Here is a 24,965-nt window from a genome sequence, read left to right on the forward strand (position 1 = left end):
TCCTACCTTGCAGCCGCTGGCGGATCAACCTGTTTCGTCATTTGACTGTACCGCGCCAAGCCGTTTTGTCAGCAAAAGCAAATCTTCAAAGGCAAGTCGTTTTTGCGCCGGCGACCGCAAAAGATAAGCCGGATGAAGGCTGGCCAGAACCGGCCGCGCTACGCCATCGCCAAAATCAACATCACGCCAACGACCGCGCAATTTCATAATTCCATCATGACTGCCCAACACCAATTTGGCCGCTGCCCCGCCCAAAAGCAGAACAAATTCAGGCTTGGTAAGCTGCACATGGCGAAACAGCCATGGCAACAGCATTGCCGTTTCTTCATCGGTTGGGCTGCGATTGCCAGGTGGGCGCCATGGCAAAAGATTGGTTAGATAGACCGACGCCCGATCAAGACCAATCGAGGCAATCATCTTATCAAGAAGCTGGCCATCAGCGCCGACAAACGGCACCCCCATCCGGTCTTCATCACGGCCCGGTGCCTCGCCAATAATCATCAGGCGCGCGCCCGGATTTCCATCGGCAAAACACAGATTACTGGCGGTATGTTTCAACGGGCAATCATCAAGCTTGGCCAGACCTGATTGCAGATCGGCAAGGCTGGTGATGCCAGCAAGCGCCGCGCCATCGGCATTGATTTTGCCTTCGGGGGGGACGGCTCCAGAATTAGCCAAAGCTGGGTTTGCAGCTGGATTGACCAAGCCCGAATTAACCGAAGCTGGATTGGGCATTTTTACCGCGTCTGACGGGTGCGGCGCAGCACCGCCCATGACGGTTTGAGTGACGCCTGTATCACCAGCCGGTGCGGCAACGGCCAAAAGCTGATCAAGCCGCAATGGCACCGCATCAGCTTGGGGGTGATCAAGCAAAGCCTCGTCGATGCCCATATCCAATTGCCATGCCAGCATCGCAATCAGTTCATTTCGGTCATCATTTTGTGCCAACATATAAAAATCCGTCGAATTTTGGTTGTTTCATCAAGGCAAAAATGCGCAATATCAATCTTGCATGGACATCCAACTAGATCAATTGGCCAATGAGATCAATTAGCTTGAAGCCGGTTTCAAGGCTTCTTATGGTAACATAAAGCCGGCTGCAATTTAAAACTATGTAGACATAGGTGGGAATAAAGATGGAACGCGAAGTGATGGAATTTGACGTTGTGATCGTTGGTGGCGGGCCATCGGGTCTGTCAGCGGCAATCCGGCTGAAACAGCTGGCCAATGAAGCTGGCAAAAACATCGAAGTGTGTCTGATCGAAAAGGGAAGCGAGATTGGCGCTCATATTTTGTCAGGTGCCGTTCTTGAACCGCGAAGCCTGAATGAGCTTATTCCCGATTGGCAAGAACGCGGCGCGCCGCTCGATACGCCAGTCACCGCCGATAAATTCATGTTTTTGACCGAAACGGGCAGCTTTCGCATGCCAACACCGCCAAGCATGAATAACCATGGCAATTACATTATTTCGCTTGGTAATTTTTGTCGCTGGCTTGGTGAACAGGCTGAGGCGCTTGGCGTTGAAATCTATCCCGGCTTTCCCGCAGCCGAAATTCTGTATGATGATCAAGGCCACGTCAAAGGCGTGGCAACAGGTGATATGGGCATTGGCAAGGATGGCAATCCAACTGACAATTATATGCGCGGAATGGAATTGCACGCCAAACAGACAATTTTTGCCGAGGGCTGTCGCGGCCATCTAACCAAAAATCTTTTTGAAAAATTTGACCTTCGTGAAGGCAAAGACCCGCAAACCTTTGCCATTGGCATTAAGGAATTATGGGATATTGATCCGGAAAAAGCCAAAGCTGGCCTTGCTTGGCATTCGGTTGGCTGGCCATTGGCAAGCGACACTTATGGCGGATCGTTCCTTTATCATCTCAATGGCAATCAGGTTGCGGTTGGCTATGTTGTCGGGCTTGATTACAGCAACCCGCATCTTTCGCCTTTTGAAGAATTTCAGCGTTTCAAGAATCATCCGGCGGTTCGCGATACATTTGTTGGTGGACGGCGTGTTTCCTATGGCGCGCGGGCGCTGAATGAAGGCGGTTTCCAATCGGTACCAAAATTAACCTTCCCGGGCGGCTGTCTTGTTGGCTGTACGGCAGGCTTTTTGAATGTTCCAAAAATCAAAGGCACCCATACGGCAATGAAATCGGGCATGCTTGCCGCCGAAGCGATTTTTGAATCGCTGGAAACATTGCAGGCCGGTGATGAGCCAGCAAGCTATGCAAGCCGGTTGGAAGATAGCTGGCTATGGGCCGAACTTTACAAGGTTCGTAATATTCGTCCCGGTTTTGCCAAGGGTCTTTGGCTTGGCCTTGCCCATGCAGCACTTGACACCTATTTGTTTTTCGGCAAAGCGCCATGGACATTGCGGCATCATGCCGACCATGAAAATTTAGAGCTGGCAAGCGACGCGCCAAAAATCGACTATCCCAAGCCTGATGGCATTGTCAGTTTTGACCGCAATTCATCGGTCTTTTTATCGGGCACCAATCATGAAGAAAATCAGCCTGCCCATCTTACCCTAAAGGATGCCTCTGTCCCGATTAGCCATAATCTGGCGCTATATGATTCACCTGAGCAACGCTATTGTCCGGCTGGTGTTTATGAAATTGTCAAAAATGACGATGGTGGTGATCCAAGATTGCAAATTAACGCGCAAAATTGTGTTCATTGCAAAACTTGTGATATCAAAGACCCATCACAAAATATTGTGTGGGTCAGCCCCGAGGGTGGAGGCGGGCCAAATTACCCCAATATGTGAGGGTGACTTTGGGCAATCTAGATAAAAAAACAAAGCCAGAAACTACGTCACGGCGGCCGGTGAAAAACCGGCATTGGCTGTTGTTTGTTGGCATGGTTCTTACGGCAAGCTGTAGCACCATGCCATCGCCAAAATCGATTGCGTCAACAAAATTTGAACCCGCCCAAGGCACGATTGCGGCGAATTTTCTGGCCGCACGCCAGGCGTTGTATCTCCGTGATGTTAGCGCATCAGCTGAATTTTACCTGACCGCGCTGAATTTTGATCGCAATAATGCAAGCCTGTTGCAACAAGCATTTTATACGCAATATCAGCTTGGCCATATTGATGCGGCCGCTGCGATTGCGCGCAATATGGAAGTGCTGAATCTTGCCACCAGCTATGCCAGCGAGCCGGCAACGGCCAAGGCGATTGTACTTGAAGATTGGGATGCGGTTTTGGTTCTGGCCGATCATATTGCCGAAAATCTTGATGCCCAACCGGTTGCCGCCGTGATTAAGGCATGGGCGTTAGCCGCCAAAGGGCAGGGCGCGGCCGGATTATCGCATCTGCTGAAAATCGGCGAGGCAAACACAATAGACGGACAGGAGATGCCTTCGGTTTTTGCCATGCAGGCAGCACGCTTATCCGCCCATCTTGGCAATGATACCGAACTGCGTGGTTTTGCCGATGGGCTGTTTAACCGGCAAAATTTGCCATCTCAAATTCTGCTTCAGCTTGCCGGCCTTTATGCCCGCCATGGTGACACCGCAAAAATGGCGCAATTGATCGACCGGCTTCCCACTGGCTTTAACAAAAAGGCGGTGCAAAACCAGCTTTTAAACCAAACTGAACCACCAAAAATTGCAAGCCATATTGCCGCTGGCATTATTGATACAAGCATGATCAACAGCCAATCACAAACCTCCGGCATGTTGAATGCAAGGCTTGGTCTGGCATTATATCTTGATCCGCAAATCGACAGTGCCCACTTTCTGCTGGCACAAGCGCTCTATGAAATGGAGCAATATCAAGCCGCCATTGTCAAGCTTGATGCCATTGATGTTGCGGGGGCGTGGGGTCAACCACAATTGCTGTTACGAATCGATCTTGAACGCAAAGATAATATGACCGGCGCCATTGCCCTGCTGCAAACCGCCGTCGATAAAGACAATGGTAACGCGCTTTTGCGAAAAGAGCTTGGCGATCTTTATCGTATGTCGGATCAATTTGAAAAAGCGCGTGATGCCTATCTTGCCGCAATTGATCTTGGCTTTGCTTCGGGTGATCTTGATCGCAATCTTGGCATTGCCTATGAACAGCTTGAACAAGACCAGCTTGCCGAAGATAGTTTCAAAGCCGCATTGGAAAAAAACCCAAATGACCCTTATACGCTGAATTATCTTGGCTATTGGTGGGCCGATGATGGGCGCAATCTTGATGACGCCATCAAGCTGATTGAACAGGCGGTGCGGCTGCGCCCTCGAAGCGGCTATTTTGTCGATTCGCTTGGATGGGTGCATTACAAGCTTGGCAATTATGATCTTGCCGTTGCCTTTCTGGAAAAGGCAACCATTCTTGAACCAATGGATGCGGTCATAACCGGCCATCTTGGTGATGCTTATTGGGAAATTGGCCGCCATGCCGAGGCGCGTTTCAAATGGCAATATGCGCTGACAATTGCCGCCGAAGACGAACTCAAAGCCGAATTTACCACCAAATTAAATCAATGATAACGGTTCTTGCGCCTGCCAAAATCAATCTGTTTTTGCGCATTTGCGGCAAAACTGATGCTGGCTATCATCGTCTTGATTCGGCCATTGCCTTTACCCATTTTGGCGATCATCTGACGATTGAATCGGCACATGACGACCAGCTTACCATCATTGGTGAATTTGCTGGCGGGCTTGAAAGCGCAGATGACAATCTAGTGATGACGGCATTAAACGGGTTTCGCGCCGCTGGCGGTGTGATTGGCGGGCTTTCGATCACGCTTGAAAAAAACATTCCGGTTGGGGCGGGGCTTGGCGGTGGCTCAGCCGATGCCGCGGCGTTTCTTCGTGCTGTCAATGCCTTGTCATCAATGCCACTTGGCAAGGACGCGCTATATCACCTTGCTGCCAGCCTTGGTGCCGATGTGCCGGTTTGTCTTGCTGGTGGCTGCCAGCGCATTGCCGGAATTGGCGAGACGATGACGCCGATTGATCTGGATTTTTCGGGAGCAATTTTATTGGTCAATCCGCGAATTCCGTTATCGACAAAAGAAGTCTTTACCCGTTTCACCTGCCCAATCAGCGGGTTTGCCGGTTCAGTATCAAATCTTGATGCGGCCGGCATGGTCGGGCTTGGCAATGATTTGACAGCAACCGCCATTGAATTGGCACCTGCGATCAATAGCTGTCTTGATCGTCTGGCGCGATCAAAAGGGGCCATTGCAACGGCCATGTCGGGAAGCGGAGCAAGCTGTTTTGCCCTGTTTGATCATATCGACAATGCCGAAATTGCCGCGACAGAATTTGAAAATACCGGATATTGGGCGCGCGCCAGCATGATTTATCAGCCCGATTAACCGGCGCAAACCGGCTGGAGTTGGACAATCATGCGGTTTGTTGTGTTTTTAACACCCATTCGGCAAAGAACGGGCTTGATTGCTTGGAACTTGGTCGCTAAATTGCAGCGTCCAACGGATTGGGGCGTAGCCAAGTGGTAAGGCATCGGTTTTTGGTATCGTGTATCGTAGGTTCGAATCCTACCGCCCCAGCCATCCGTTTTCCCGTAAAGTGTCAATTGTGAGCCGCAGCGCAAATGGCGCGTTTGCGCTAATGGTCAATTTGCAGGTCACGGCATCTGCACCCCAGTTGGAGCGATGACATGAAAGCGACAATCAGCTTGATCAAAGGCGATGGCATCGGTGTTGATGTCAGCGAAGCGGCAATCTTCCTTGCCGAAAAGGCCATGGCCAAGGCCGGAATTCCCGCACCACAGATTGTTGAGATTGCGGCTGGTGCCAGCTATTTTGCCGAAACCGGTCAGGATATTCAACCAGATGGTGAAGCGGCGGCGGGTGCGGCTGACGCTATTTTCCTTGGCGCTATTGGTCTTCCTGAAATTCGGCATGAAGATGGAACCGAAATTTCGCCGCATCTACGGCTTCGCGATCGATATCAGCTTTATGCCGGTGTGCGGCCGGTCAAGGCCTATCCAAATGCGCCAATGCCACTTGCCGACCTACGCGCTGGCAAAATCGATCTTGTCATTATCCGCGAATCCACCGAGGGATTATTTTATTCAGCCGCGGTGCATGGCCGCAGCAAAATCATTGATAATGCGGTTTGTGATGAAACCCTCCGGATCACAAGAGCGACAAGTGAAAAACTACATGATTTCGCCTTTCGCTTTGCCACAAAACGCAAAGACAAAGGCCATAAGGGACAGCTCACCTGCGTCGATAAGGCCAATGTGTTTACCTCAATGGTCTTTTTCCGGCAGATTTTTGATGAAGTCGGTGCCAATTATCCTGATATCAACAAAGCCTATAATTATGTTGATGCGGCGGCGCTTGATCTCATTCGCAGCCCCTGGTCGGCCGATGTCATGGTAATGGAAAACATGTTTGGCGATATTCTATCAGATCTGGCAGGCGGGCTTGTTGGCGGGATGGGCATGGCCGCTTGCGGCGAAATCGGCGATCAGATCGGATTATTCCAGCCCGCCCATGGCAGCGCGCCTGATATTATGGGTCAAGATAAAGCCAATCCGCTTGCCGCAATCCTTAGTGCTGGGCTGATGCTTGATTATCTTGCCGAAAAGCTGGATCAGCCTGCTTATGAGGATGCCGCGATGATTCTCGATGCGGCCATTGAAACCGGTTTTGCATTAAACCGTTTGCGCCCGATGGAATTTGGCGGCGATATGGGCACCAAGGCGGTAACCTTGGCGCTATCGTCACTGATGGATGGCAAGCTTAAATAAGAACAGGCCTAATCAGCAAGCCGATAGCCTTTTTCAATGGTCAGAACCAATTGCTTTTTGGTTAAGCGGCTTATTTTCTGTCGTAGCCGGTAAATATGCGTTTCCAATGTGTGGGTACTCACGCCGTTTTGAAAGCCCCAAACCTCGGCAAGAAGCTCGTCTTTGGTCACATCATTGGGAAATGCCCGATATAGAAATTTCAGAATTGTCGCTTCTTTTTCGGTTAGGGGCTGCATCCGCTCACTGCCAATTTCGTGAAGCATTTTATTGGCTGGCACAAAGCTAAGATTGCCAATTTCAAACCGCGCATCATCCGACGCACGAAACTGGCGCAATTGGGTGCGAATGCGGGCAATCAACTCGCCAAGCCGAAGCGGCTTGGTAATATAGTCATTGGCACCAGCTTCAAGCCCAAGAACAATATCACCCTCAGCTCCTTTGGCGGTAAGCATGACAATGGGTTTGGCAAAGCCGTTGCGGCGCAAACGCTGACAAATATCAATGCCATTACCATCAGGCATCTGGATATCAAGAAGGATCAAATCCGGGTTGGCGTGGCTAAGTACCTTGTCGAGATCAGCAACAACACCCACCTCAAAAACATCATTAAACCCCTCGACCGCAAGCTGTTGCCGCAATGTCGCACGGAGATAGGCATCATCAACAACAATTAACAGACGCGACGAAGAGACGACTTCTTTACCGTCGCTTGGGGACAACACTTGCATTTTTTATCACAACTCAATACATCAATGGCATATTCTTAATACGGGAATTAACCAGATAAACCAAGCGAGCGTAGCTTATTCTATCGTTGCTTGTATATGTCTTAAACAAACCGGAGCCGCCACGATGCACGATACGCGTGCAAAAAATGCTTATATGAAAGCCGAACGTGCCAGTGCGGAATTGCGGCGCGGTGGCCATGTCATGCTGCGGCTGAATAATGGCGAGGCAGCGCTGTTTCGCGGCGCCGAATTTGCCGATGGTGAAGACATCAATTTTCTCAGCCGTCTTGCCGGTTCTGGCCCGCTTCTGGTGCTAACGGCAAATCGGGTAAAAAGCCTTCAACGATCACTTCGTCAAGGCTGGCCCGCAGCGACAATCGCGTTTGCCACCCGCCATTACGAACAAATATTTGATCTTGCTTTCGGCCAGACCCGTTTGGGTGATGATGATGGTTTCAGCCTTGTTGCCGAACGAAGCGGGTCACTTGCCGATCACGCAACAAGATTGTTACGCAATGCCAAATTGCTTCCCGCCGCCTTGATGGCGCGGTTGCCATTTCGCGATATTGCCGCACAAGACCGGTTTGCGCAGGAACATAATATATTGGTTCTCGAAGCACGTGATCTGGACTCCTATCATCACCAAGCGGGTGCGATGATGCGCATTGCGGCACGGGCGCGGGTGCCGTTGGCCGTTGCCGAAGATGCCGAAGTGGTAATGTTTCGTGCCGAAATTGGCGGCGAAGATCATTTTGCCGTTTTAATCGGCAAGGGCACTGAACTTGACGCACCACTTGTACGGCTTCATTCACAATGTATTACTGGCGATGTACTTGGCAGTCTGAAATGTGATTGCGGCGATCAGCTGCAGGCAGCCATGCGGCTTATGGCCGAAAATGGCGGCGGGGTGCTGATCTATCTGGCGCAAGAAGGGCGTGATATTGGCCTGTTGAATAAAATGCGCGCCTATGCTTTGCAGGATAATGGCCTTGATACAGTTGATGCCAATCACGCGCTTGGTTTTGACACGGATGAACGGGTGTTTTTGCCGGCAGCGCGTATTCTTGATGCGCTTAGCATTGCGCGTTTGCGGCTGATCACCAATAATCCTGACAAGATCAGCCAGCTAGAACAATGCGGAATCAAGGTTGAAGAACGCGTGCCGCTACAGCTTGCCAGCAATCCGCATAATGAAGATTATCTGGCGACAAAAAAGCATCGGACTGGCCATATGATTGCGGGTAAGGATAAAGGCTAAAAAACCCCTAGCTATCACGTGCGCCGAAAATGGCTGATCCTATGCGAACCGCGGTTGCGCCAAAGGCAACTGCCTCTTCGAAATCATCACTCATTCCCATTGACAAGATGGAAAGATGATTGCGTTTGGCAATGGTTTGCAACAGCGCAAAATGCATCGCTGCCTCTTCATCATTTGGCGGAATACACATCAGGCCAGTAATATTAAGCCCCGCCTCATCACGGCAATAGGCAATAAAATCATCCGCATCTTCAGGCGGAATGCCGGATTTTTGCGCTTCTTTGCCAGTATTGACCTGAATATAGCAGTCCAGCTGGCGATTTTGACGAATCATCTCATCACCAAGCGCCTTTGCCAGCTTGGGCCGGTCAACCACCTCGATAACATCAAATAGCGCCACCGCATCAGCCGTCTTATTGGTTTGCAGCGGGCCAATCAAATGCAATGTCAAATCGGCATGCCGATCGCGGCGTGGTACCCATCGGCCTTGGGCTTCTTGAACGCGGTTTTCGCCAAATACACGCTGGCCAGCGCCAAGCGCCGCATCAATCCGGTCATCAGGCTGGCGTTTGCTTACCGCTACCAAGGTAACTGGCCGATCAAGCCCCGTTTGCGTTTTATAGGCCGCTTCGGCGGCGGCGATTTTGTCATGGATGGCAGCAAGATTATCGGCAATGACAGAATGCGTCTTTGAAATTTCGTCTGACATGATTTGTGCTGCCCTTCGGCCATGGCTGTCTGTTGCAAAAATATTTCCAACTTTTGTAACGCTTTAGCCCTTCATCGACAAGACTGTTGCAAAAATATCACACGCTTGAAAAAACTTGTCACATCGCATTCATCGGTTCTTGTTAATTTGGTGGATGCTAATATGTTGGGGTCGTTGCCAATGGTGGCAATGACTTCTCTAAGGGAGATTTAATTATGCGTAAGGTTCTTCTTGCGACCACTGCTCTTGTAGCAATGAGCGTAACAGCTGCACAAGCTGACGTTTCAATCTCAGGTAACATCTCATTCGACGTGATGAATGAGAGTGATAACGTTGAGTCATTCAACGTTGATGGTGACATTGTCATCCAAGGCACTACTACTACAGACAGCGGTCTCACTTTTACAGCTGAGCAGCAAACTACATCAGAAGGCAGCTCAATTGACGATGCCTTCATCGCGGTTAGTGGTGATTTTGGTACAATCCGCATGGGTAACACAGACGGAGCGCTTGATCGCAATGACGCCGTAGCCTACACAAACTATCATGAAGGCAAGGCCGGACGTGGCGCTTTAGATAAAGCCAACATGGCCTACACTGCAATCGGTGGCAATGACACCGTGATTTCTTTCCAGTCACCATCTTTCAACGGTGTAACTGTCTATGCAGACGTCACAGCAAACGGTGGTTATTCAGGTGCCGGAGTAACCTACTCAGCTGGCCCAGTAACGGTGACTGCTCAAAAAGCATCTAACGTTTCAAAAGCCTCTGCAGAAGCTGCCACAAAATACAACCGTGAAGATGAACTAGCTGGTTTAACAGACGCAACATTCGTTGGTGCAAGCGTTTCAGTTGGTGGTGTTACTGTAATGATGGGTTCATCAGTACATGATGCAATCACAGGCGGCGAAGCAAAAGTAAAGTCAACCGATTTTGGTGCGGCATACACAATGGGTGATTTCACTCTGTACGGCGGAACTGGAAAAGGCTCAAAGGGCACTCGTACTGACAAGCACACTAGCTTCGGTGCTACTTACACAGTTGCTCCTGGTGTAACTTTGATGGCTGAGAACGGTAACAAAGAAGTTGCTGCAGTCAAAACAGACGCCACTTGGGTTAATCTGAAAGTTGCTTTCTAATTTTAACTGACAGAAACTTACCGAAGGGAGGGGCTTACCCCTCCCTTTTTGCTTTACAAATTTCCCACCTATTTGCATTGTTGCGCAAGAAACAAAATTATAGGAGGCTTCAATGGTGACGTTTTACCGGAATTGCAAATTTGCCCACTTTGGCCGGATATTGTCATTCAGCTTGGGAACAATTTTGTTGTTGTCGTCTTGCTCAGGCTTAAGCAGCACACCAGTCGAACAACCTGGCAAACCTATATCAGTAATTACCGGTAAACCCGGGGGCACAAAACTCTCTGACTTTAGCAAAAAAGATCAATCTGGCAACGGCTTACCGGTCAATGCGCTTTTATGGCGTGCAGCGCTGGATATTGCGTCATTTGTGCCGCTTGATGATGTTGATACATTTGGTGGTAGCATCATTACCGAATGGCACCAATCTGCGGATAATTCCGATCAACGCTTAAAATTAACCATCTTCATCTCTGGGCTTGAATTACGGTCTGACGCAGTCAAGGTTCAAACCTATACCCAGAAAAAGTCTGGCAATGACTGGGTTGATAACGGCCGAGACGAAGCGCTGGCTCGTAAGTTAGAAGATTTAATCCTCACACGAGCACGTGAATTACGCGCTGCGTCGGTATCTGAAACAACGCAATAGCAAAGGCTCCAATTGAGTTTTGGTGATAAAACCATTACCTCCATTCGTTAGCCTGAACAAACTCATTTATACAGTGATCACTCATCTGGCATTATCAGCTTGTCACCTTTCAAACTCGTGAACAACTAATGATAAACAATTGAAGGGTGATCAAAGGAAGTTTCGGAATGAACCACTATGACGCCGCCGCCATTGAGCAAAAATGGCAAGATAAATGGGAACAGGCTGATTGTTTTACCGCCAGCATGGACCACACTAAACCAAAATATTATGTCCTTGAGATGTTTCCCTATCCGTCAGGGCGGATTCATATGGGACATGTGCGCAATTACACGCTTGGAGATGTTGTTGCGCGTTACCGGCGCGCCAAAGGATTCAATGTTTTGCATCCGATGGGATGGGATGCTTTTGGCCTACCAGCTGAAAATGCAGCTATGGAGCGTGGTGTGCATCCAGGCAAATGGACGATTGAAAATATCGCCGCCATGCGTACCCAACTGAAAAGTATGGGGCTGTCCTATGATTGGTCGAGGGAGTTTGCCACCTGTTCACCTGATTATTACCAACATGAACAAAAGATGTTTTTAAAGTTCCTCGAAGCTGGGCTTGCCTATCGCAAAGAAAGCTGGGTCAATTGGGATCCGGTTGAGAATACCGTTCTAGCTAATGAACAGGTTGTTGATGGCTGTGGCTGGCGCTCAGGCGCGCCAGTTGAGCGCCGTCTTTTGTCTCAATGGTTTCTAAAAATCACTAATTTTGCCGAAGAGCTTTTGGCCGCGATTGGCGATCTTGACCGCTGGCCCGACCGCGTAAGGCTGATGCAACAAAACTGGATTGGAAAATCCGAAGGTGCGCGTGTCCGGTTTTCAATTGATGGCGAGAGCCCGATTGATGCTGATCATATTGAAGTCTTTACCACACGCCCCGATACATTATTCGGCGCGTCATTTCTGGCCATCGCTGCCAATCACCCCTTGGCGCTTGCGATTGGCGAAAATATGCCAGCTGCAGCTGATTTCATCACCGAATGCGCCAAGCTTGGCACATCTGAAGCCGCTGTCGAAACAGCCGAGAAAAAAGGCTTTGATACCGGATTACAGGTTAGCCATCCGCTAGATCCGGCCATCAAACTGCCGGTCCATATCGCTAATTTCGTGCTGATGGATTACGGCACTGGGGCGATTTTTGGCTGTCCTGCCCATGACCAGCGTGATCTTGATTTTGCCAATGCTTATGGGCTTCAAATTTTACCGGTGGTGTTGCCTGATGGCGAAGACACCGCCAATTTTACGGTAACCGACACGGCCTATACCGGCCCCGGAAAGCTGTTTAATTCGCGGGCTTGGGATGGTCTTGATATCGAGGCTGGCAAAGCCGCCGCCATTGCCGCAATTACCGCCGCCGAAGCTGGTACTGACGAGACAACTTACCGGCTTCGTGACTGGGGCGTATCGCGCCAGCGCTATTGGGGCTGTCCGATCCCGGTCATCCATTGCGATGACTGTGGCGCTATCCCGGTTCCGGAAAAAGACCTTCCGGTTATCCTGCCTGACGACGTTGATTTTGGCGGTAGCGGCAATCCACTGTCCCACCATCCAAGCTGGAAACATACAAGCTGTCCGAAATGTGGTAAAGATGCGGAACGCGAACAAGATACGTTTGACACATTTTTTGAAAGCTCATGGTATTTTCTGCGCTATGCCGATCCAACATCTAATGATGGCGTCAATGGCGAGGCTGCGGCATATTGGCTGCCAGTTGATCAATATATTGGCGGGGTTGAACATGCGGTTCTGCATTTGCTTTATTCGCGCTTTTTCACCCGTGCATTGTCACAAGTTGGCTATTTAGACCTTGGCGAGCCTTTTGCCGGCCTTATGACCCAAGGCATGGTTTGCCATCAGACATTTCAAGATGAAGCCGGCAAATGGCTGTTCCCAACAGATGTTGTCAAACAGGGCGATGCATGGGTGCAAACCAGTGATGGTACAAAGGTCACGGCAGGTCGCATCGAGAAAATGAGCAAGTCAAAGCGCAATGTCGTTGATCCTGAATTGATCATTCAGCATTATGGTGCTGATACGGCGCGGCTGTTCATGCTGTCAGACTCGCCACCTGAGCGCGATATGGAATGGACTGAATCGGGCGTTGAAGGCGCGTCGCGCTTTTTAAAGCGGGTCTGGCGCATGTCACAAGATCCCGATCTCGCACCGCTTGGTACGGCTCCTTTGGCTGATAGCGAGGCCAGCGCGCTTGCGCTTACACGGATGGCGCATAAATCGATCATTGGCCTGTCCGCTGATATTGAAAATTTCCGCTTTAACCGCGCCGTGGCCCAGCTTCATATGCTAGCCAATGCGATTGCTGATGTGAAAGCCAATGACAAGGGCGCCGCTGAAGCCAAACGGTTTGGCATTGAAACATTAACCCAGCTATTGGCGCCGTTATCGCCGCATGTTGCCGAAGAAATCTGGCAAAATCTTGGCCATAGCACGCTTTTGGCACAATCTGATTGGCCACAAGCCGATGCAAGCCTCGCCGCTGATAATGAAATCGAAATTGGCATTCAGGTGAATGGCAAGCTTCGTGATACCATCATGCTGCCGCGCGATTGCGAGGCCGATGATGCCGAAGCACGCGCGCTGGCATCGCCAGCGATTATCCGCTATCTTGATGGCAAGGCGCCGAGAAAAGTGATTGTGGTGAAAAACAGGATTATCAATGTGGTTATCTAGCCTATTTGGAACTATAACTTCTTGGCGGTCATTCCGGCTTGGCAGCATCATCCTATGCGGCCTGATTTTAACCAATTGTGGTGATGTAACGATTCGCCAGCTCGGTACCGAAAACCTGCAAAATCTGCAACAGATCGCGGTTCAAGACGCATCCGGGCGCGAAGGCCAGCTTTATGGCCGCGAATTGCGCAAATTGCTGCATATTGGCGGGAAAGGGGTTGAAAACTATAACCTGATTTCATCAATCTCGGTTAGCGCGTCAAGCACATTGTCGGTTCAGGGCGCAAGCTCGACATTGAAAAAAATGACGATGACCGCCCGGTTTGACCTTAGCGATCTTACCTCGGGTGAAAGACTGATTGCCGATAGCATCACCGCTGATGCCACGCTTGGTACCGTGACGTCACTTTATGGTCAGGATAAATCTGAAACCCATGCCCGCGAACGGCTTGCCATCTTGCTGGCACAGCGTGTTGTGCGGCGGCTACAGCTTTATTTCCTGAACCAAGGCCAATAACCCCTATGGCCATAGGATGAAAATCGCGCCGCGCCAAATCGCCAGCTTTCTAGCCAAACCGCCAGCCGAAATTATCGCAGTTCTGTTTCATGGCAATGATTTAGGTATGATTAGCGAACGCGCCAAACAATTTGCCCAGCTTTTCAGCGACAATCTTGATGATGTGTTTTCGGTGACCCGCCTGACCGGTGATATGTTATCAGGCGAGGCGGGATTAATTGCTGATTCAGCCGCTGCGATCCCGGCTTTTGGGGATCGCCGTCTTGTTTTGGTCAAAGGCCGCGGCACAGAATTGTTTGAAGCTTGTAAATTGGCGCTGGCCAAGCCGCTTGCCAATACAATCATCATTGTCGAAGCAAGCGATACAACGACCAAACATGCGATTGTCAAATTGTTTGAAACCAGCAAGACCGCCGCATCAATTGGTTGCTATGCTGACAATATTGGCGATATCCGCGCATTGGCGACAAGCATATTTGCCGCTGATCAGGTAAGTGCAAGCCGTGATGCGCTTGATATCATTGCTGAAAGACTCGGCAGTGACCGCGCCTCATCGCGAAGCGAGATTGCAAAACTTGCATTAATGGCAGGGCCGGGTGGCAAGCTTGACGCTGATGATGTACGCATCGCGCTTGGCGACAGTGCGCTTTTGGCGATTGATGATATTGCCGACGCCCTTGCCAGCGGTGCGGTTGACCGCTTGCAACAGGCATTGCAAAAAGCATGGTATGAAGATGCCAATGCGGTGATGATTATCCGGGGGTGCCAAACCTATTTTCGGCAATTGGGCCTTGCCAGTCACGCCATGGCGGCAGGCCAATCAGCGCAAAATGCACTTCGTAGCCTGCGCCCACCACCGCATTTCAAGCTTCAAGACCGGTTGCAAGCGCATCTTCGGCGCTGGCGACCCGATTTGGCAATGGATGTGGTGAATCGGCTACAAGATATTGAATTGCAATTAAAGTCTGGCGGGATTAATGATCAGCTTTGTACCGCGCAAAGCCTTCTTGGGATCTGTCTTCGCGCCCCGCGCTAGCGGATGCCAAGCTGCGCCAGTAAATTGGTAATCTGATCAAGCGATTGGCAATCAATGGTGACCTTGCCGCGGTCTTTTGCCTCGTTCCAATTAATATGAAACACCAGCCCCAGCTTTTCCGCTGCCTGTTTTTCCAGCGCTTTGATATCGGCTGATTTTTCCAGCGGTCTGGATTTTTGACCAGCTTTGCTTGCAGGCTGTTTCGCCAAAGCTTCAGCTTGCCGCGCCGACAGGCCCTTTGCCACAACCATCTTGGCCAAAGCTTCGGCCTGATCATGGCCAATTAATGGCCGCGCTTGCCCCATGGTAATTTTCCGCTCAAGCAACAGGCTTTGAACCGAGGGCGGCAGCAGCAAAAGCCGCAGAAGATTGGCAATATGACTTCGTGATTTCCCAATTATATCAGATAGTTGCTCTTGTGTGTAGCGATTGGTTTCAAGCAGTTTTTGATAGCCTTGCGACTCTTCAATCACGCTAAGGTCACTTCGCTGAATATTTTCAATCAGGGCTATTTCATAACATTCAGCATCAGTTAATTCACGAATAATCGCTGGCACCTGATGGATTTTAGCCAATTGTGCTGCCCGCCAGCGCCGTTCACCAGCGACAAGCTGATAACGCGATGGCTTATCCGGGGTTGGACGCAGCAAAATCGGCTGAACAATGCCCTTTTGCCGAATTGACGAAGCAAGCTCATCCAGACCAGCCTTATCAAACCGGCGTCGGGGCTGCCAAGGCCCAACATTAATCCATTCAATTGGGATATCCTGAAACCCGGTCGCCGCTGGCGCGCCAGCAACATCAGATGATGGTGTGGTTGCGCCGGTAGCGGTTGCAATACCGCGATCGCCAAGAAGCGATGAGAGGCCACGGCCAAGCCCCCGCGAGGCGGTTTTTTTCGATGATGACACAGCTGGCGGCGTTTTTGACGACATTAGGCAGCTTCCTTTTCTTGCTCAAGCAATTCGGCGGCAAGCGCGATATAGGCCTTTGACCCAACACAATTCAAATCATAAATCAAGACAGGCTGGCCAAAGGATGGTGCCTCAGATACGCGAACATTTCTAGGGATAACAGTATTATAGACAAGATTACCAAGATGGGTGCGAACATCATTTGCAACCTGTTCAGACAATTTATTCCGGCCATCATACATGGTCAGAACGATGCCCTGCATTGTCAATTGTCGGTTTAAGCCGCCTTGAACCGATGCGATTGTCCGCATCAATTGTGACAAGCCTTCAAGCGCATAAAATTCGCATTGAAGCGGCACCAGAACGCTATGGGCGGCGCAAAGCGCATTCACCGTTAACAAGCCCAATGAGGGCGGACAATCGATAATGATATAATCATAACCCGCCGCAATGGGTTGAAGCGCATCCGCCAACCGTAATTCGCGCCGGTCAATCGTGGTCAGTTCAATTTCGGCCGCCGATAAATCAACCACCGCCGCAATAATATCAAGACCAGCAACTTTGCTTTGCTGAATCGCCGCCTTTGCCGTCACTTCACCCGTAACAAGACGATAGCTATTCGCCGCGCGATCATCTTCATCAACGCCAAGGCCTGTACTGGCATTGCCTTGCGGATCGAAATCAACAAGCAGAACCCGCCGCCCACACGCTGCCAAAGCGGTCGCCAGATTCACCGAAGTGGTGGTTTTTCCAACACCGCCTTTTTGATTGGCAATCGCAATAATCCGCAATGAAGACGTCATCTCAGGAAACCTCGCCCATTTGAGACTTTAAAAAGCCTGTTATCATTTGCCGCAAATTAGCGCGGGTTTTTCAGTTCTAAAACAACGCCATTTGCGCTGGAAAGACTTGGATATGTTGTGGCAACCATAGTGGAATAAGATTGTAAATTGGTCAATTCATCTTCGACCGATGCACCTTTTAAAAACAAACAGACACCGTCAGAGTGAAGCTGTGTTTCAATTAAATTCAATAACTTAGGAACAGGAGCCAAAGCACGCGCGGTAATCACATCAGGGCAAAGATTAGGCATTGTTTCGATACGTTGATTATGAACCTTGGCTGGCAGGCCCAGTTCGCGGATTACGGCTGATAAAAACACCGCTTTGCGTTGATCAGACTCGACCAGATCAACCGTAACACCGCCCATAATGGCCAGCACAAGCCCCGGAAAGCCAGCCCCACTGCCAACATCAAGAATTTGTCGTGTCTGGGGTGGGTAATAGGCCGCCAATTGCCCCGAATCCAGAATATGACGCTGCCACGCATCAGCGAGTGTGCTGTTAGAGACAAGATTGATCCGGCGTTGCCATTTTTCCAGCAAGGTTAAATAGAGTTGAAATTTCTCAATTGTTTCACGTGAAACATTCAGCAGTTGGCCAATCTGATCTGGGGTCACGATACGGCTCTTACTTTGGCCTGTTTCTGCTGGCGCTTGATATGACGAAGCACGGCAACAACTGCCGCCGGTGTCAAACCAGGAAGGCGGTTGGCATGGCCAATCGTTTCCGGCTGAAACCGCCGCAAAATATCTTTTGATTCAGCGGATAGCCCACCAACAGCGGCAAAATCAATTTGCGCCGGAATTGTCACGGCCTCATCACGGCGAAGCGCGTCAACATCGGCCTGCTGGCGATTTACATAGCCGGCATAGCGATAATCAGCCTCAAGCTGGCTATGTAAACGCGGCGAAATTGCCTCAAGCGCGGGCCAAAGTGGCAAAATCTCGGCAATGCCAATTGACTCAAGCGTCAGTAAATCAGCCGCACTTCGCGCCGCCCCATCACGCGGCGATGGCAAGCCAGCGGCAGCGACCGCCTTCGCAGGTTGAATGCTTGTCTCAAGCATTAATCGTGCTGCCTGCAAATCAGCCGATTTTGCCTGCCATGCGGTTTCGCGAACCGACCCAACGCAGCCAATTGTCAAACCGCGATCGGTCAAACGCTGATCGGCATTATCAGCCCGAAGCAATAGCCGGTATTCGGCGCGTGAGGTAAACATGCGGTAAGGCTCGGGCGCACCCTTGGTGATTAAATCATCAATCATAACCCCGATATAGGCATCTGCACGATCAAGAACAAACGGCGTGTAATCCGCACCATTGGCCGCTCGCAACGCCGCATTGATGCCAGCAACAAGCCCCTGTGCCGCGGCTTCTTCATAGCCGGTTGTGCCATTGATCTGGCCAGCAAGATATAATCCGGGAAGCGCTTTTAACGCCAAAGAGCGCCGCAATGCCCGCGGATCGACAAAATCATATTCGATTGCATAGCCAAATTGCAGAATTTTTGCCGATTCCAGCCCAGGAATTGACGCAATCATCGCGCTTTGCACATCACGCGGCAGGCTTGTCGAAATCCCGTTGGGGTAAACCGTTGGATCATCAAGCCCTTCAGGTTCTAGAAATATCTGATGCGAGCTTTTATCTGCAAAGCGGTGAATTTTATCCTCAATTGAAGGACAATAGCGCGGCCCAGTTCCCGAAATCTGGCCACTATAAACCGCCGATAAATGAATCGATTCAGCAATAATTCGATGGGTTTCAGCCGATGTGCGCGTAATGCCGCATGAAATTTGCGGAACGGTGATTTTGTCGGTCAGGGTCGAAAAGGGGATTGGCGGATCATCGGCTGACTGCATATCAAGACTTGCCCAGTCGATGCTTGTACCATCAAGCCGTGCCGGCGTACCGGTTTTCAGCCTTCCAAGCGGCAAATCAAGCGCGGCAAGACGTGCCGCTAATTGGTTTGATGGCGCTTCGCCAACCCGACCAGCTGGTGTGCGCTCGCAGCCAAGATGGATCAGGCCGCCAAGAAACGTGCCAGTGGTCAGAACAACAGCACCACAGAAAAATTTACGGCCATCCTCGGTTATGATGCCCGTTGCCTTGCAATCTTCACCTGAACCCGTTACCGAAATATCACCAACAGCCGCCTCGATAATCTGAATATTAGGCGTCTCCGCCAACAAATCCTGAATCGCCATGCGATACAGCTTACGGTCAGCTTGGGCGCGGGGGCCATGAACCGCAGGCCCGCGTGATTTATTCAACATTCTGAACTGGATACCGGCGCGATCAATCGCCCGACCCATAATGCCATCAAGCGCATCAATCTCACGAACAAGGTGACCTTTGCCAAGCCCACCGATCGCCGGATTGCATGACATTTCGCCAATCCGGTCAGCTCGCATGGTGATCAGCGCAACCGACGCACCCATCCGCGCCGCTGCCGCCGCTGCTTCACAGCCTGCATGGCCGCCGCCAACAACAATGACATCAAAATTGATTGTCATGCTTTGCCTATTTTCAAAAGATTGCCGTTCATAAACGCTGTTATGCCGCGTTTTTGCCTATTTTCCAATACAAAAGGCCGAAAAGATGCTTCCTAAAAGCTCTTCAACATCAATTTCGCCGGTAATCCGACCAAGCGCCACTGCCGCAACGCGAAAATCTTCAGCTGCCATTTCCGGCACATGCTGGAAATCATGGCCCAGTGCGCGGCCCAATGCTTCATGCGCTTCCTGCAAGGCGTGGCGGTGTCGTTGCCGCGTAATAATCACGCTCGCATCCGAATGGTTTAACGGCACCAGCAATTTCGCCAATCTTGCAATCAATGTTTCAATATCAGCAGGGTCTTTGGCCGATATCGACATCATGTCACCAGATGCCGCGGCATTTGGCGCAGACAGACCCTTATCAGCCTTATTCAGAATATAGAATTTTGGCTGGCTGGTTAGCTGATCAATCTTATCGCGTGCCGCTGGCCACGCTGGATCACTGCCCTCCAAGATCACCAAAACCAGATTGGCAAATCCAGCAGCCTCGACAGATCGCCGGATGCCTTCGGCTTCGATTTTGCCGCTTTCATCACGAATACCAGCCGTGTCCAAGATCGTGGCAGGGACGCCGCCTAAATCAAGCCGTATCTGGATGATATCGCGTGTTGTCCCAGCCTCATCTGAAACAATCGCCGCCGGGCGTCCAGCCAAAGCGTTCAAAATTGTTGATTTTCCGGCATTTACTGGCCCAATCAGGGCAATAGTAACCCCATCACGAACCAATTCTCCAGCTCCACCATCATCAAGATGACTTGCCAAAGCCGACTGCAAATCACTAGTGCTTGTTCGCAAAGCACCTTCGACCGAAGCTGGCAAATCCTCATCAGCAAAATCAATCAACGCTTCGAGCTGGGCAGCGATCCCCACCAATTCACCGCGCCATGCCATTACGGGCGCGCGCAATGCCCCATCGATCTGCGCCCAAGCTTGCTGCAACTGCGTCGCGGTTTCGGCCTCGATCAGATCGGCAAGCCCTTCAACGCCGGATAAATCCATTTTCCCATTCATAAAGCTGCGGCGCGTGAATTCGCCCTGCTTTGCCATTGCAAAGCCTTCTTGAGCGCCGAGGCGCGCCAGTAGCGCGTCAATAACCGCGCGACTGCCATGACAATGGATTTCGCAAACGTCCTCGCCAGTGCTTGAAAATGGCGCTTTCATAAAAAGCAGGATCACCTGATCGATCACCCGTTGATCCAAAAACAGCCGCGCCACCGAAAATTGTCCATCTGACGGACAAGCCGCACCAAACAACGCCGGTGCATCCCCCGCCAAAGGACCACTAATCCGCATTATCGCAATAGCTGACCGGCCAGGCGGGGTCGCAATGGCAAAAATCGTTTTATATCCGGCTTGGCTCATAATCTTTTCAATAATTCCATTCTCTGATAGGGTTTTCCTAGAGCGAAAGACGGCCGACAACAAGTCTCTTTTTCATGTTCGTTACTGGCGTTTGGTCTCAACAGTAACCAAAGGAGAGATTATGCCCCAACTCACTGAACATCTTGAAACGCTTTATTTCACTAGTTTCAAAATTGATTTTGGTTGGATTCGGCCAATCAGCAACGGCCAAAGCCTAATCCGGCTTGATTGGAACCAAACCGGTTGGAACAATATCGATCATCCAGACAATGTTTCACGTGAAACAAAAAGCCAACTTAAAGCGTTTTTCGCTGGCCATCTTCACCAATTTAACCTCCCACTTGCCCCCATTGGCAAAAGTGCCGCGGGCAAAAGATGGCTCGACGTAATGACACAAATTCCCTATGGAACGGTGATGACCTATGGCGAATTTGCCACTATCGCAGGCAAACCAAAGGCGGCACGCGCTGCCGGTTCCGCCTGTGCCAGCAATCCAATCCCGATTATCTATCCTTGTCACCGCGTTGTTCGCGCGGATGGCAGCCTTGGCAATTATGGCGGAGGAAGTGACCAACACCCAACCCATCCAGATAATCTGGCGCGCAAAAGTGATTTATTGAGATTAGAGGCAAATAGTGCCCCGCATGCTGCCTATGACTAGCTGTTCATATGATCAAAGAATTCATCGTTACTCTTTGAATTCTTTAGCTTATCAACAAGGAATTCCATCGCGTCAACTGGCCCCATCTGCATCAGAATACGGCGAAGCACCCACATTTTCGCAAGCGTCCCCTTATCGACAAGAAGCTCTTCTTTGCGTGTTCCCGACTTGGTGATATCGATCGCTGGGAAGGTGCGCTTGTCGGATAGCTTACGATCCAGAATCACTTCGCTGTTTCCAGTGCCTTTAAATTCTTCAAAGATCACTTCATCCATCCGCGATCCGGTTTCGATCAAGGCGGTGGCAATGATGGTCAACGACCCGCCTTCTTCAATATTACGCGCAGCACCAAAAAAGCGTTTTGGCCGCTGCAATGCGTTTGCATCAACACCACCGGTTAGAACTTTACCTGATGATGGCACAACCGTGTTATAAGCCCGCGCCAAACGGGTGATTGAATCAAGCAAAATAACCACATCACGCTTATGTTCGACAAGGCGTTTGGCTTTTTCAATAACCATTTCAGTGACTTGCACATGTCGAGATGCTGGCTCATCAAAGGTTGACGAAATCACCTCACCGCGAACCGAACGCTGCATATCGGTTACTTCTTCGGGCCGCTCATCAATCAATAGAACGATCAGATAGACTTCGGGATGATTTTCAGAAATCGCATGCGCGATGCTTTGAAGCATCATTGTTTTACCAGTACGCGGCGGCGCAACGATCAAACCACGCTGACCTTTTCCCATTGGCGCAATCAAATCAATCACGCGCGGGGTATTATCTTTTTTATCTGGGTTAAACGGTAATTCGAGGGTTAGCTTCTCTTCAGGGTACAGCGGTGTCAGATTATCGAAATTAATCCGGTGGCGAACCGCATTTGGCTCTTCAAAATTGATGGTTTCAACTTTCAACAGCGCAAAATAGCGCTCACCGTCTTTTGGTGCGCGAATTTCACCTTCAACCGTGTCGCCAGTACGAAGGCTGAACCGACGCACCTGACTGGGCGAGACATAAATATCGTCAGGACCGGGCAAATAGTTTGATTCAGGCGCGCGAAGAAATCCAAAGCCATCTGACAGAACTTCCAAAACGCCGCTACCGTAAATCGCAACTTCATTATCAGCGAGCTGCTTCAAAATTGCAAACATCATATCCTGTTTGCGAAGCGTACTGGCATTTTCAATTTCCAATTCTTCAGCATAGGCCAAAAGATCGGCTGGAGACTTCGCTTTGAGTTCCTGTAAATGCATGATTTTACTCTGAAGGGGAAATTAAGCTGACAAAGACGCGATCGAATACGCTGCAGATATTGTCATCTTGGGGGTGTTAACCAGAAATGTCAATGAAACTAAGATAGTGAAGCTTTTAGTCGTATTGAATTACACGCCTTTTGTCACATTCAGATTGGTTTGGCAACAGCCATAACGACAATAATAATCATTAAAACGGTCGGTACCTCATTCCAAATCCGATAGGCTTTTGAAGATAGAGGTTTTTCATCATTTTCCAACAAACGCCGCATTTTTGAAAATTTCCCTTGAACTCCAGCTAGCAGAAACACTGCAGCGAATTTCACATGGAACCAAGGCTCGCTGAATAATTCCGGATTTAACGCCAGCATCCAAAGACCAAAAATAAAACTAGCAATCATCGCTGGCGTCATAATGGCTTTGAGCAACCGGCGCTCCATTACTTTGAACGTTTCAGCCTGAACTGATCCGGTTGGCGCATCCGCATGATAAACAAACAATCTTGGCAGATATAACAATCCAACCATCCATGAAATGACTGAAATGATGTGAAGTGATTTGATAATTTCGTAGCTCATGGATCTGTCCTACCGGTTGCGAATATGGTCGATCATCTTTTGTACATTTTCCACCGGCGTTGGTGGGGTAATGCCATGTCCGAGATTGAAGATATGAGGGCGATCATGGAACGCGTCAAGGATGTGATCAATATCCCGAAACATTTCGTTGCCGGCATTCAGCAAGCTTAATGGATCAAGGTTGCCTTGAACCGGCATTTTTGCGGGCAAATTTTGCCCTGCCCATACTGGATCAACCCCGTGGTCAAGACCAATCCCGTCAACGCCGCTTTCAGCTGCATAGCGTATCAAACCTTCCCCAATACCCTTTGCAAAGCCGAGGACCGGCTGGTTATGTCCATTTTTACGAACGCCCTCAACAATAACACGCGCCGGTTTAGTGACAAGCCAATCACGCTGCGCTGCTGGAACCGCACTTGCCCAACTGTCGAAAAGCATCAGTGTTTGCGCGCCTGATTGCGCCTGAAGCGATAAAAATGAAATCGTGGCTTCGACCAAAATCTCTAATAGACCATCCAAAGCTTTCGCATTTTGCCATGCCCATTGCCGCGCTTTAGAAAAATCACGCGATGTGCCACCTTCGGACATATAGGTGATTAGTGTCCAGGGTGCCCCAGCGAAACCAATTAATGTTGTCTCAGGCGGTAAAGCTGCACGTGTCAAAGTCAATGCTTGTCCAACAGGCGCCAATTTCTGGCTCAGGCCATCAAGGCAAGATGCATCAATATCATCAGGCATTTCCATTGCGTCAAGCAAAGGTCCAACACCGGTTTTGAATCTGACATTACGATTCATCGCCCATGGAATCATCAGAATATCTGAAAATATAATCGCTGCATCGAACCCATAACGAGCAATAGGCTGTAGGGTGACAGCTGATGCCTGTTCAGGATTAAGACAAAACGAAATAAAATCTTTCTGGCTTGCGCGTATCTTTCGATATTCTTCGAGATAGCGGCCAGCTTGACGCATCATCCAGATAGGTGTTGTGCGTGATTTTGCGCCTTTAAGGGTCGAAAGGAATAACTGATTGGTCATTCTGTTCTCTAACATTATATATATATTAAAAAAAGGTTGTTGTTTTAGTAGTGCCTGTGTGTAACTACATCTTCGCTGTTATTCAATTGTTATCCACAGTTTTATCCCGATCATTTTTGGCTTTATTGCGCAGTCTTTCAATGGTTTGGCCGTTTATCCACTCAATAATCAAGTGGCATAGGTAAATTTATCCCGATATGTATGAATCCTGTGGAATTGTGCGTTACCGCGATTGGTTGGTAATTTTTTAAAAACAATCCCCAGTGA

Annotated in this window: 22 protein-coding genes and 1 tRNA gene; 12 read left to right on the forward strand and 11 right to left on the reverse strand. The window is 49.9% G+C overall.

Annotated features, from left to right (window positions below):
* Window positions 1-24: 24 nt before the first annotated feature.
* A complete protein-coding gene (locus tag ABXT40_RS11325; protein WP_443645704.1) occupies window positions 25-951 on the reverse strand; it encodes a uracil-DNA glycosylase in 927 nt (308 codons plus the stop codon).
* A 185-nt stretch (window positions 952-1,136) separates the two neighbouring features.
* Here ABXT40_RS11325 and ABXT40_RS11330 point away from each other — a divergent pair, with 185 nt between their 5' ends.
* The 5 genes from ABXT40_RS11330 (at window position 1,137) to ABXT40_RS11350 (ending at window position 6,722) form a co-directional block, all read left to right on the forward strand.
* A complete protein-coding gene (locus ABXT40_RS11330; protein ID WP_443645705.1) occupies window positions 1,137-2,771 on the forward strand; it encodes an electron transfer flavoprotein-ubiquinone oxidoreductase in 1,635 nt (544 codons plus the stop codon).
* 59 nt (window positions 2,772-2,830) lie between these two features.
* Window positions 2,831-4,483 (forward strand): tetratricopeptide repeat protein, encoded by a 1,653-nt coding sequence (locus ABXT40_RS11335; RefSeq protein WP_443645706.1) that lies wholly within the window; start codon window positions 2,831-2,833, stop codon window positions 4,481-4,483.
* Entirely contained in the window at window positions 4,480-5,319 is an 840-nt protein-coding gene (locus ABXT40_RS11340) for a 4-(cytidine 5'-diphospho)-2-C-methyl-D-erythritol kinase (protein ID WP_443645707.1), read from the forward strand. The genes ABXT40_RS11335 and ABXT40_RS11340 overlap by 4 nt, the downstream gene beginning before the upstream one ends.
* A 120-nt stretch (window positions 5,320-5,439) precedes the next feature.
* Window positions 5,440-5,514 (forward strand) — tRNA-Gln (locus ABXT40_RS11345).
* Between the two features lie 107 nt (window positions 5,515-5,621).
* Complete coding sequence (locus tag ABXT40_RS11350; RefSeq protein WP_443645708.1) at window positions 5,622-6,722, forward strand: isocitrate/isopropylmalate dehydrogenase family protein; 1,101 nt, start codon at window positions 5,622-5,624, stop codon at window positions 6,720-6,722.
* 8 nt (window positions 6,723-6,730) lie between these two features.
* On the opposite strand, the gene ABXT40_RS11355 is transcribed toward ABXT40_RS11350, so the two are convergent.
* On the reverse strand, window positions 6,731-7,450 hold the full coding sequence (locus tag ABXT40_RS11355; RefSeq protein WP_443645709.1) for a response regulator transcription factor: 720 nt from the start codon (window positions 7,448-7,450) through the stop codon (window positions 6,731-6,733).
* Between the two features lie 124 nt (window positions 7,451-7,574).
* On the opposite strand from ABXT40_RS11355, the gene ribA reads away from it, so the two are divergent.
* A complete protein-coding gene (ribA, locus tag ABXT40_RS11360; RefSeq protein WP_443645710.1) occupies window positions 7,575-8,708 on the forward strand; it encodes a GTP cyclohydrolase II in 1,134 nt (377 codons plus the stop codon).
* 7 nt (window positions 8,709-8,715) lie between these two features.
* Here ribA and ABXT40_RS11365 read toward each other — a convergent pair whose 3' ends face one another.
* Entirely contained in the window at window positions 8,716-9,417 is a 702-nt protein-coding gene (locus ABXT40_RS11365) for a YggS family pyridoxal phosphate-dependent enzyme (RefSeq protein ID WP_443645711.1), read from the reverse strand.
* Window positions 9,418-9,632: 215 nt separating this feature from the next.
* On the opposite strand from ABXT40_RS11365, the gene ABXT40_RS11370 reads away from it, so the two are divergent.
* From ABXT40_RS11370 to holA, 5 genes are all read left to right on the forward strand, one after another.
* Entirely contained in the window at window positions 9,633-10,556 is a 924-nt protein-coding gene (locus ABXT40_RS11370) for a porin (RefSeq protein WP_443645712.1), read from the forward strand.
* A 172-nt stretch (window positions 10,557-10,728) separates the two neighbouring features.
* Window positions 10,729-11,205 carry a DUF3576 domain-containing protein gene (locus ABXT40_RS11375; protein WP_443645713.1) on the forward strand — a complete coding sequence of 159 codons (477 nt, stop codon included), beginning with the start codon at window positions 10,729-10,731 and terminating at the stop codon, window positions 11,203-11,205.
* 167 nt (window positions 11,206-11,372) lie between these two features.
* Complete coding sequence (gene leuS, locus ABXT40_RS11380; RefSeq protein ID WP_443645714.1) at window positions 11,373-13,940, forward strand: leucine--tRNA ligase; 2,568 nt, start codon at window positions 11,373-11,375, stop codon at window positions 13,938-13,940.
* Window positions 13,927-14,457: an LPS assembly lipoprotein LptE gene (gene lptE, locus ABXT40_RS11385; RefSeq protein WP_443645715.1), complete on the forward strand. Its 531-nt coding sequence runs from the start codon at window positions 13,927-13,929 to the stop codon at window positions 14,455-14,457. Before leuS ends, lptE begins: the two co-directional genes overlap by 14 nt.
* A 16-nt stretch (window positions 14,458-14,473) precedes the next feature.
* A complete protein-coding gene (gene holA, locus ABXT40_RS11390) occupies window positions 14,474-15,493 on the forward strand; it encodes a DNA polymerase III subunit delta (protein WP_443645716.1) in 1,020 nt (339 codons plus the stop codon).
* Here holA and ABXT40_RS11395 read toward each other — a convergent pair.
* From ABXT40_RS11395 to mnmE, 5 genes are read right to left on the reverse strand one after another with little or no spacing between them, the layout of a single operon-like run.
* Entirely contained in the window at window positions 15,490-16,428 is a 939-nt protein-coding gene (locus ABXT40_RS11395) for a ParB/RepB/Spo0J family partition protein (RefSeq protein WP_443645717.1), read from the reverse strand. The genes holA and ABXT40_RS11395 overlap by 4 nt on opposite strands.
* On the reverse strand, window positions 16,428-17,210 hold the full coding sequence (locus ABXT40_RS11400) for a ParA family protein (protein ID WP_443645718.1): 783 nt from the start codon (window positions 17,208-17,210) through the stop codon (window positions 16,428-16,430). Before ABXT40_RS11400 ends, ABXT40_RS11395 begins: the two co-directional genes overlap by 1 nt.
* A gap of 56 nt (window positions 17,211-17,266) precedes the next feature.
* On the reverse strand, window positions 17,267-17,866 hold the full coding sequence (rsmG, locus tag ABXT40_RS11405; protein ID WP_443645719.1) for a 16S rRNA (guanine(527)-N(7))-methyltransferase RsmG: 600 nt from the start codon (window positions 17,864-17,866) through the stop codon (window positions 17,267-17,269).
* Entirely contained in the window at window positions 17,863-19,761 is a 1,899-nt protein-coding gene (mnmG, locus tag ABXT40_RS11410; RefSeq protein ID WP_443645720.1) for a tRNA uridine-5-carboxymethylaminomethyl(34) synthesis enzyme MnmG, read from the reverse strand. The genes rsmG and mnmG overlap by 4 nt, the downstream gene beginning before the upstream one ends.
* 57 nt (window positions 19,762-19,818) lie before the next feature.
* Complete coding sequence (mnmE, locus tag ABXT40_RS11415) at window positions 19,819-21,165, reverse strand: tRNA uridine-5-carboxymethylaminomethyl(34) synthesis GTPase MnmE (RefSeq protein WP_443645721.1); 1,347 nt, start codon at window positions 21,163-21,165, stop codon at window positions 19,819-19,821.
* Between the two features lie 121 nt (window positions 21,166-21,286).
* Here mnmE and ABXT40_RS11420 point away from each other — a divergent pair, with 121 nt between their 5' ends.
* On the forward strand, window positions 21,287-21,826 hold the full coding sequence (locus ABXT40_RS11420; RefSeq protein WP_443645722.1) for a methylated-DNA--[protein]-cysteine S-methyltransferase: 540 nt from the start codon (window positions 21,287-21,289) through the stop codon (window positions 21,824-21,826).
* On the opposite strand, the gene rho is transcribed toward ABXT40_RS11420, so the two are convergent.
* The 3 genes from rho to hemE all read right to left on the reverse strand — a co-directional run bounded on the left by rho (window position 21,823) and on the right by hemE (window position 24,698).
* The gene (gene rho, locus ABXT40_RS11425) at window positions 21,823-23,082 is read right to left on the reverse strand and encodes a transcription termination factor Rho (RefSeq protein WP_443645723.1); all 1,260 of its coding nucleotides are present in this window, start codon (window positions 23,080-23,082) and stop codon (window positions 21,823-21,825) included. The genes ABXT40_RS11420 and rho overlap by 4 nt on opposite strands.
* Before the next feature lie 149 nt (window positions 23,083-23,231).
* Window positions 23,232-23,660: a protoporphyrinogen oxidase HemJ gene (gene hemJ / locus ABXT40_RS11430; RefSeq protein ID WP_443645724.1), complete on the reverse strand. Its 429-nt coding sequence runs from the start codon at window positions 23,658-23,660 to the stop codon at window positions 23,232-23,234.
* A 9-nt stretch (window positions 23,661-23,669) separates the two neighbouring features.
* Complete coding sequence (gene hemE / locus ABXT40_RS11435) at window positions 23,670-24,698, reverse strand: uroporphyrinogen decarboxylase (protein ID WP_443645725.1); 1,029 nt, start codon at window positions 24,696-24,698, stop codon at window positions 23,670-23,672.
* Between the last annotated feature and the right edge of the window lie 267 nt (window positions 24,699-24,965).

The sequence above is a fragment of the Candidatus Ponderosibacter sp. Uisw_141_02 genome (genome assembly GCF_048087665.1).
Lineage (GTDB): Bacteria > Pseudomonadota > Alphaproteobacteria > Puniceispirillales > Puniceispirillaceae > UBA3439.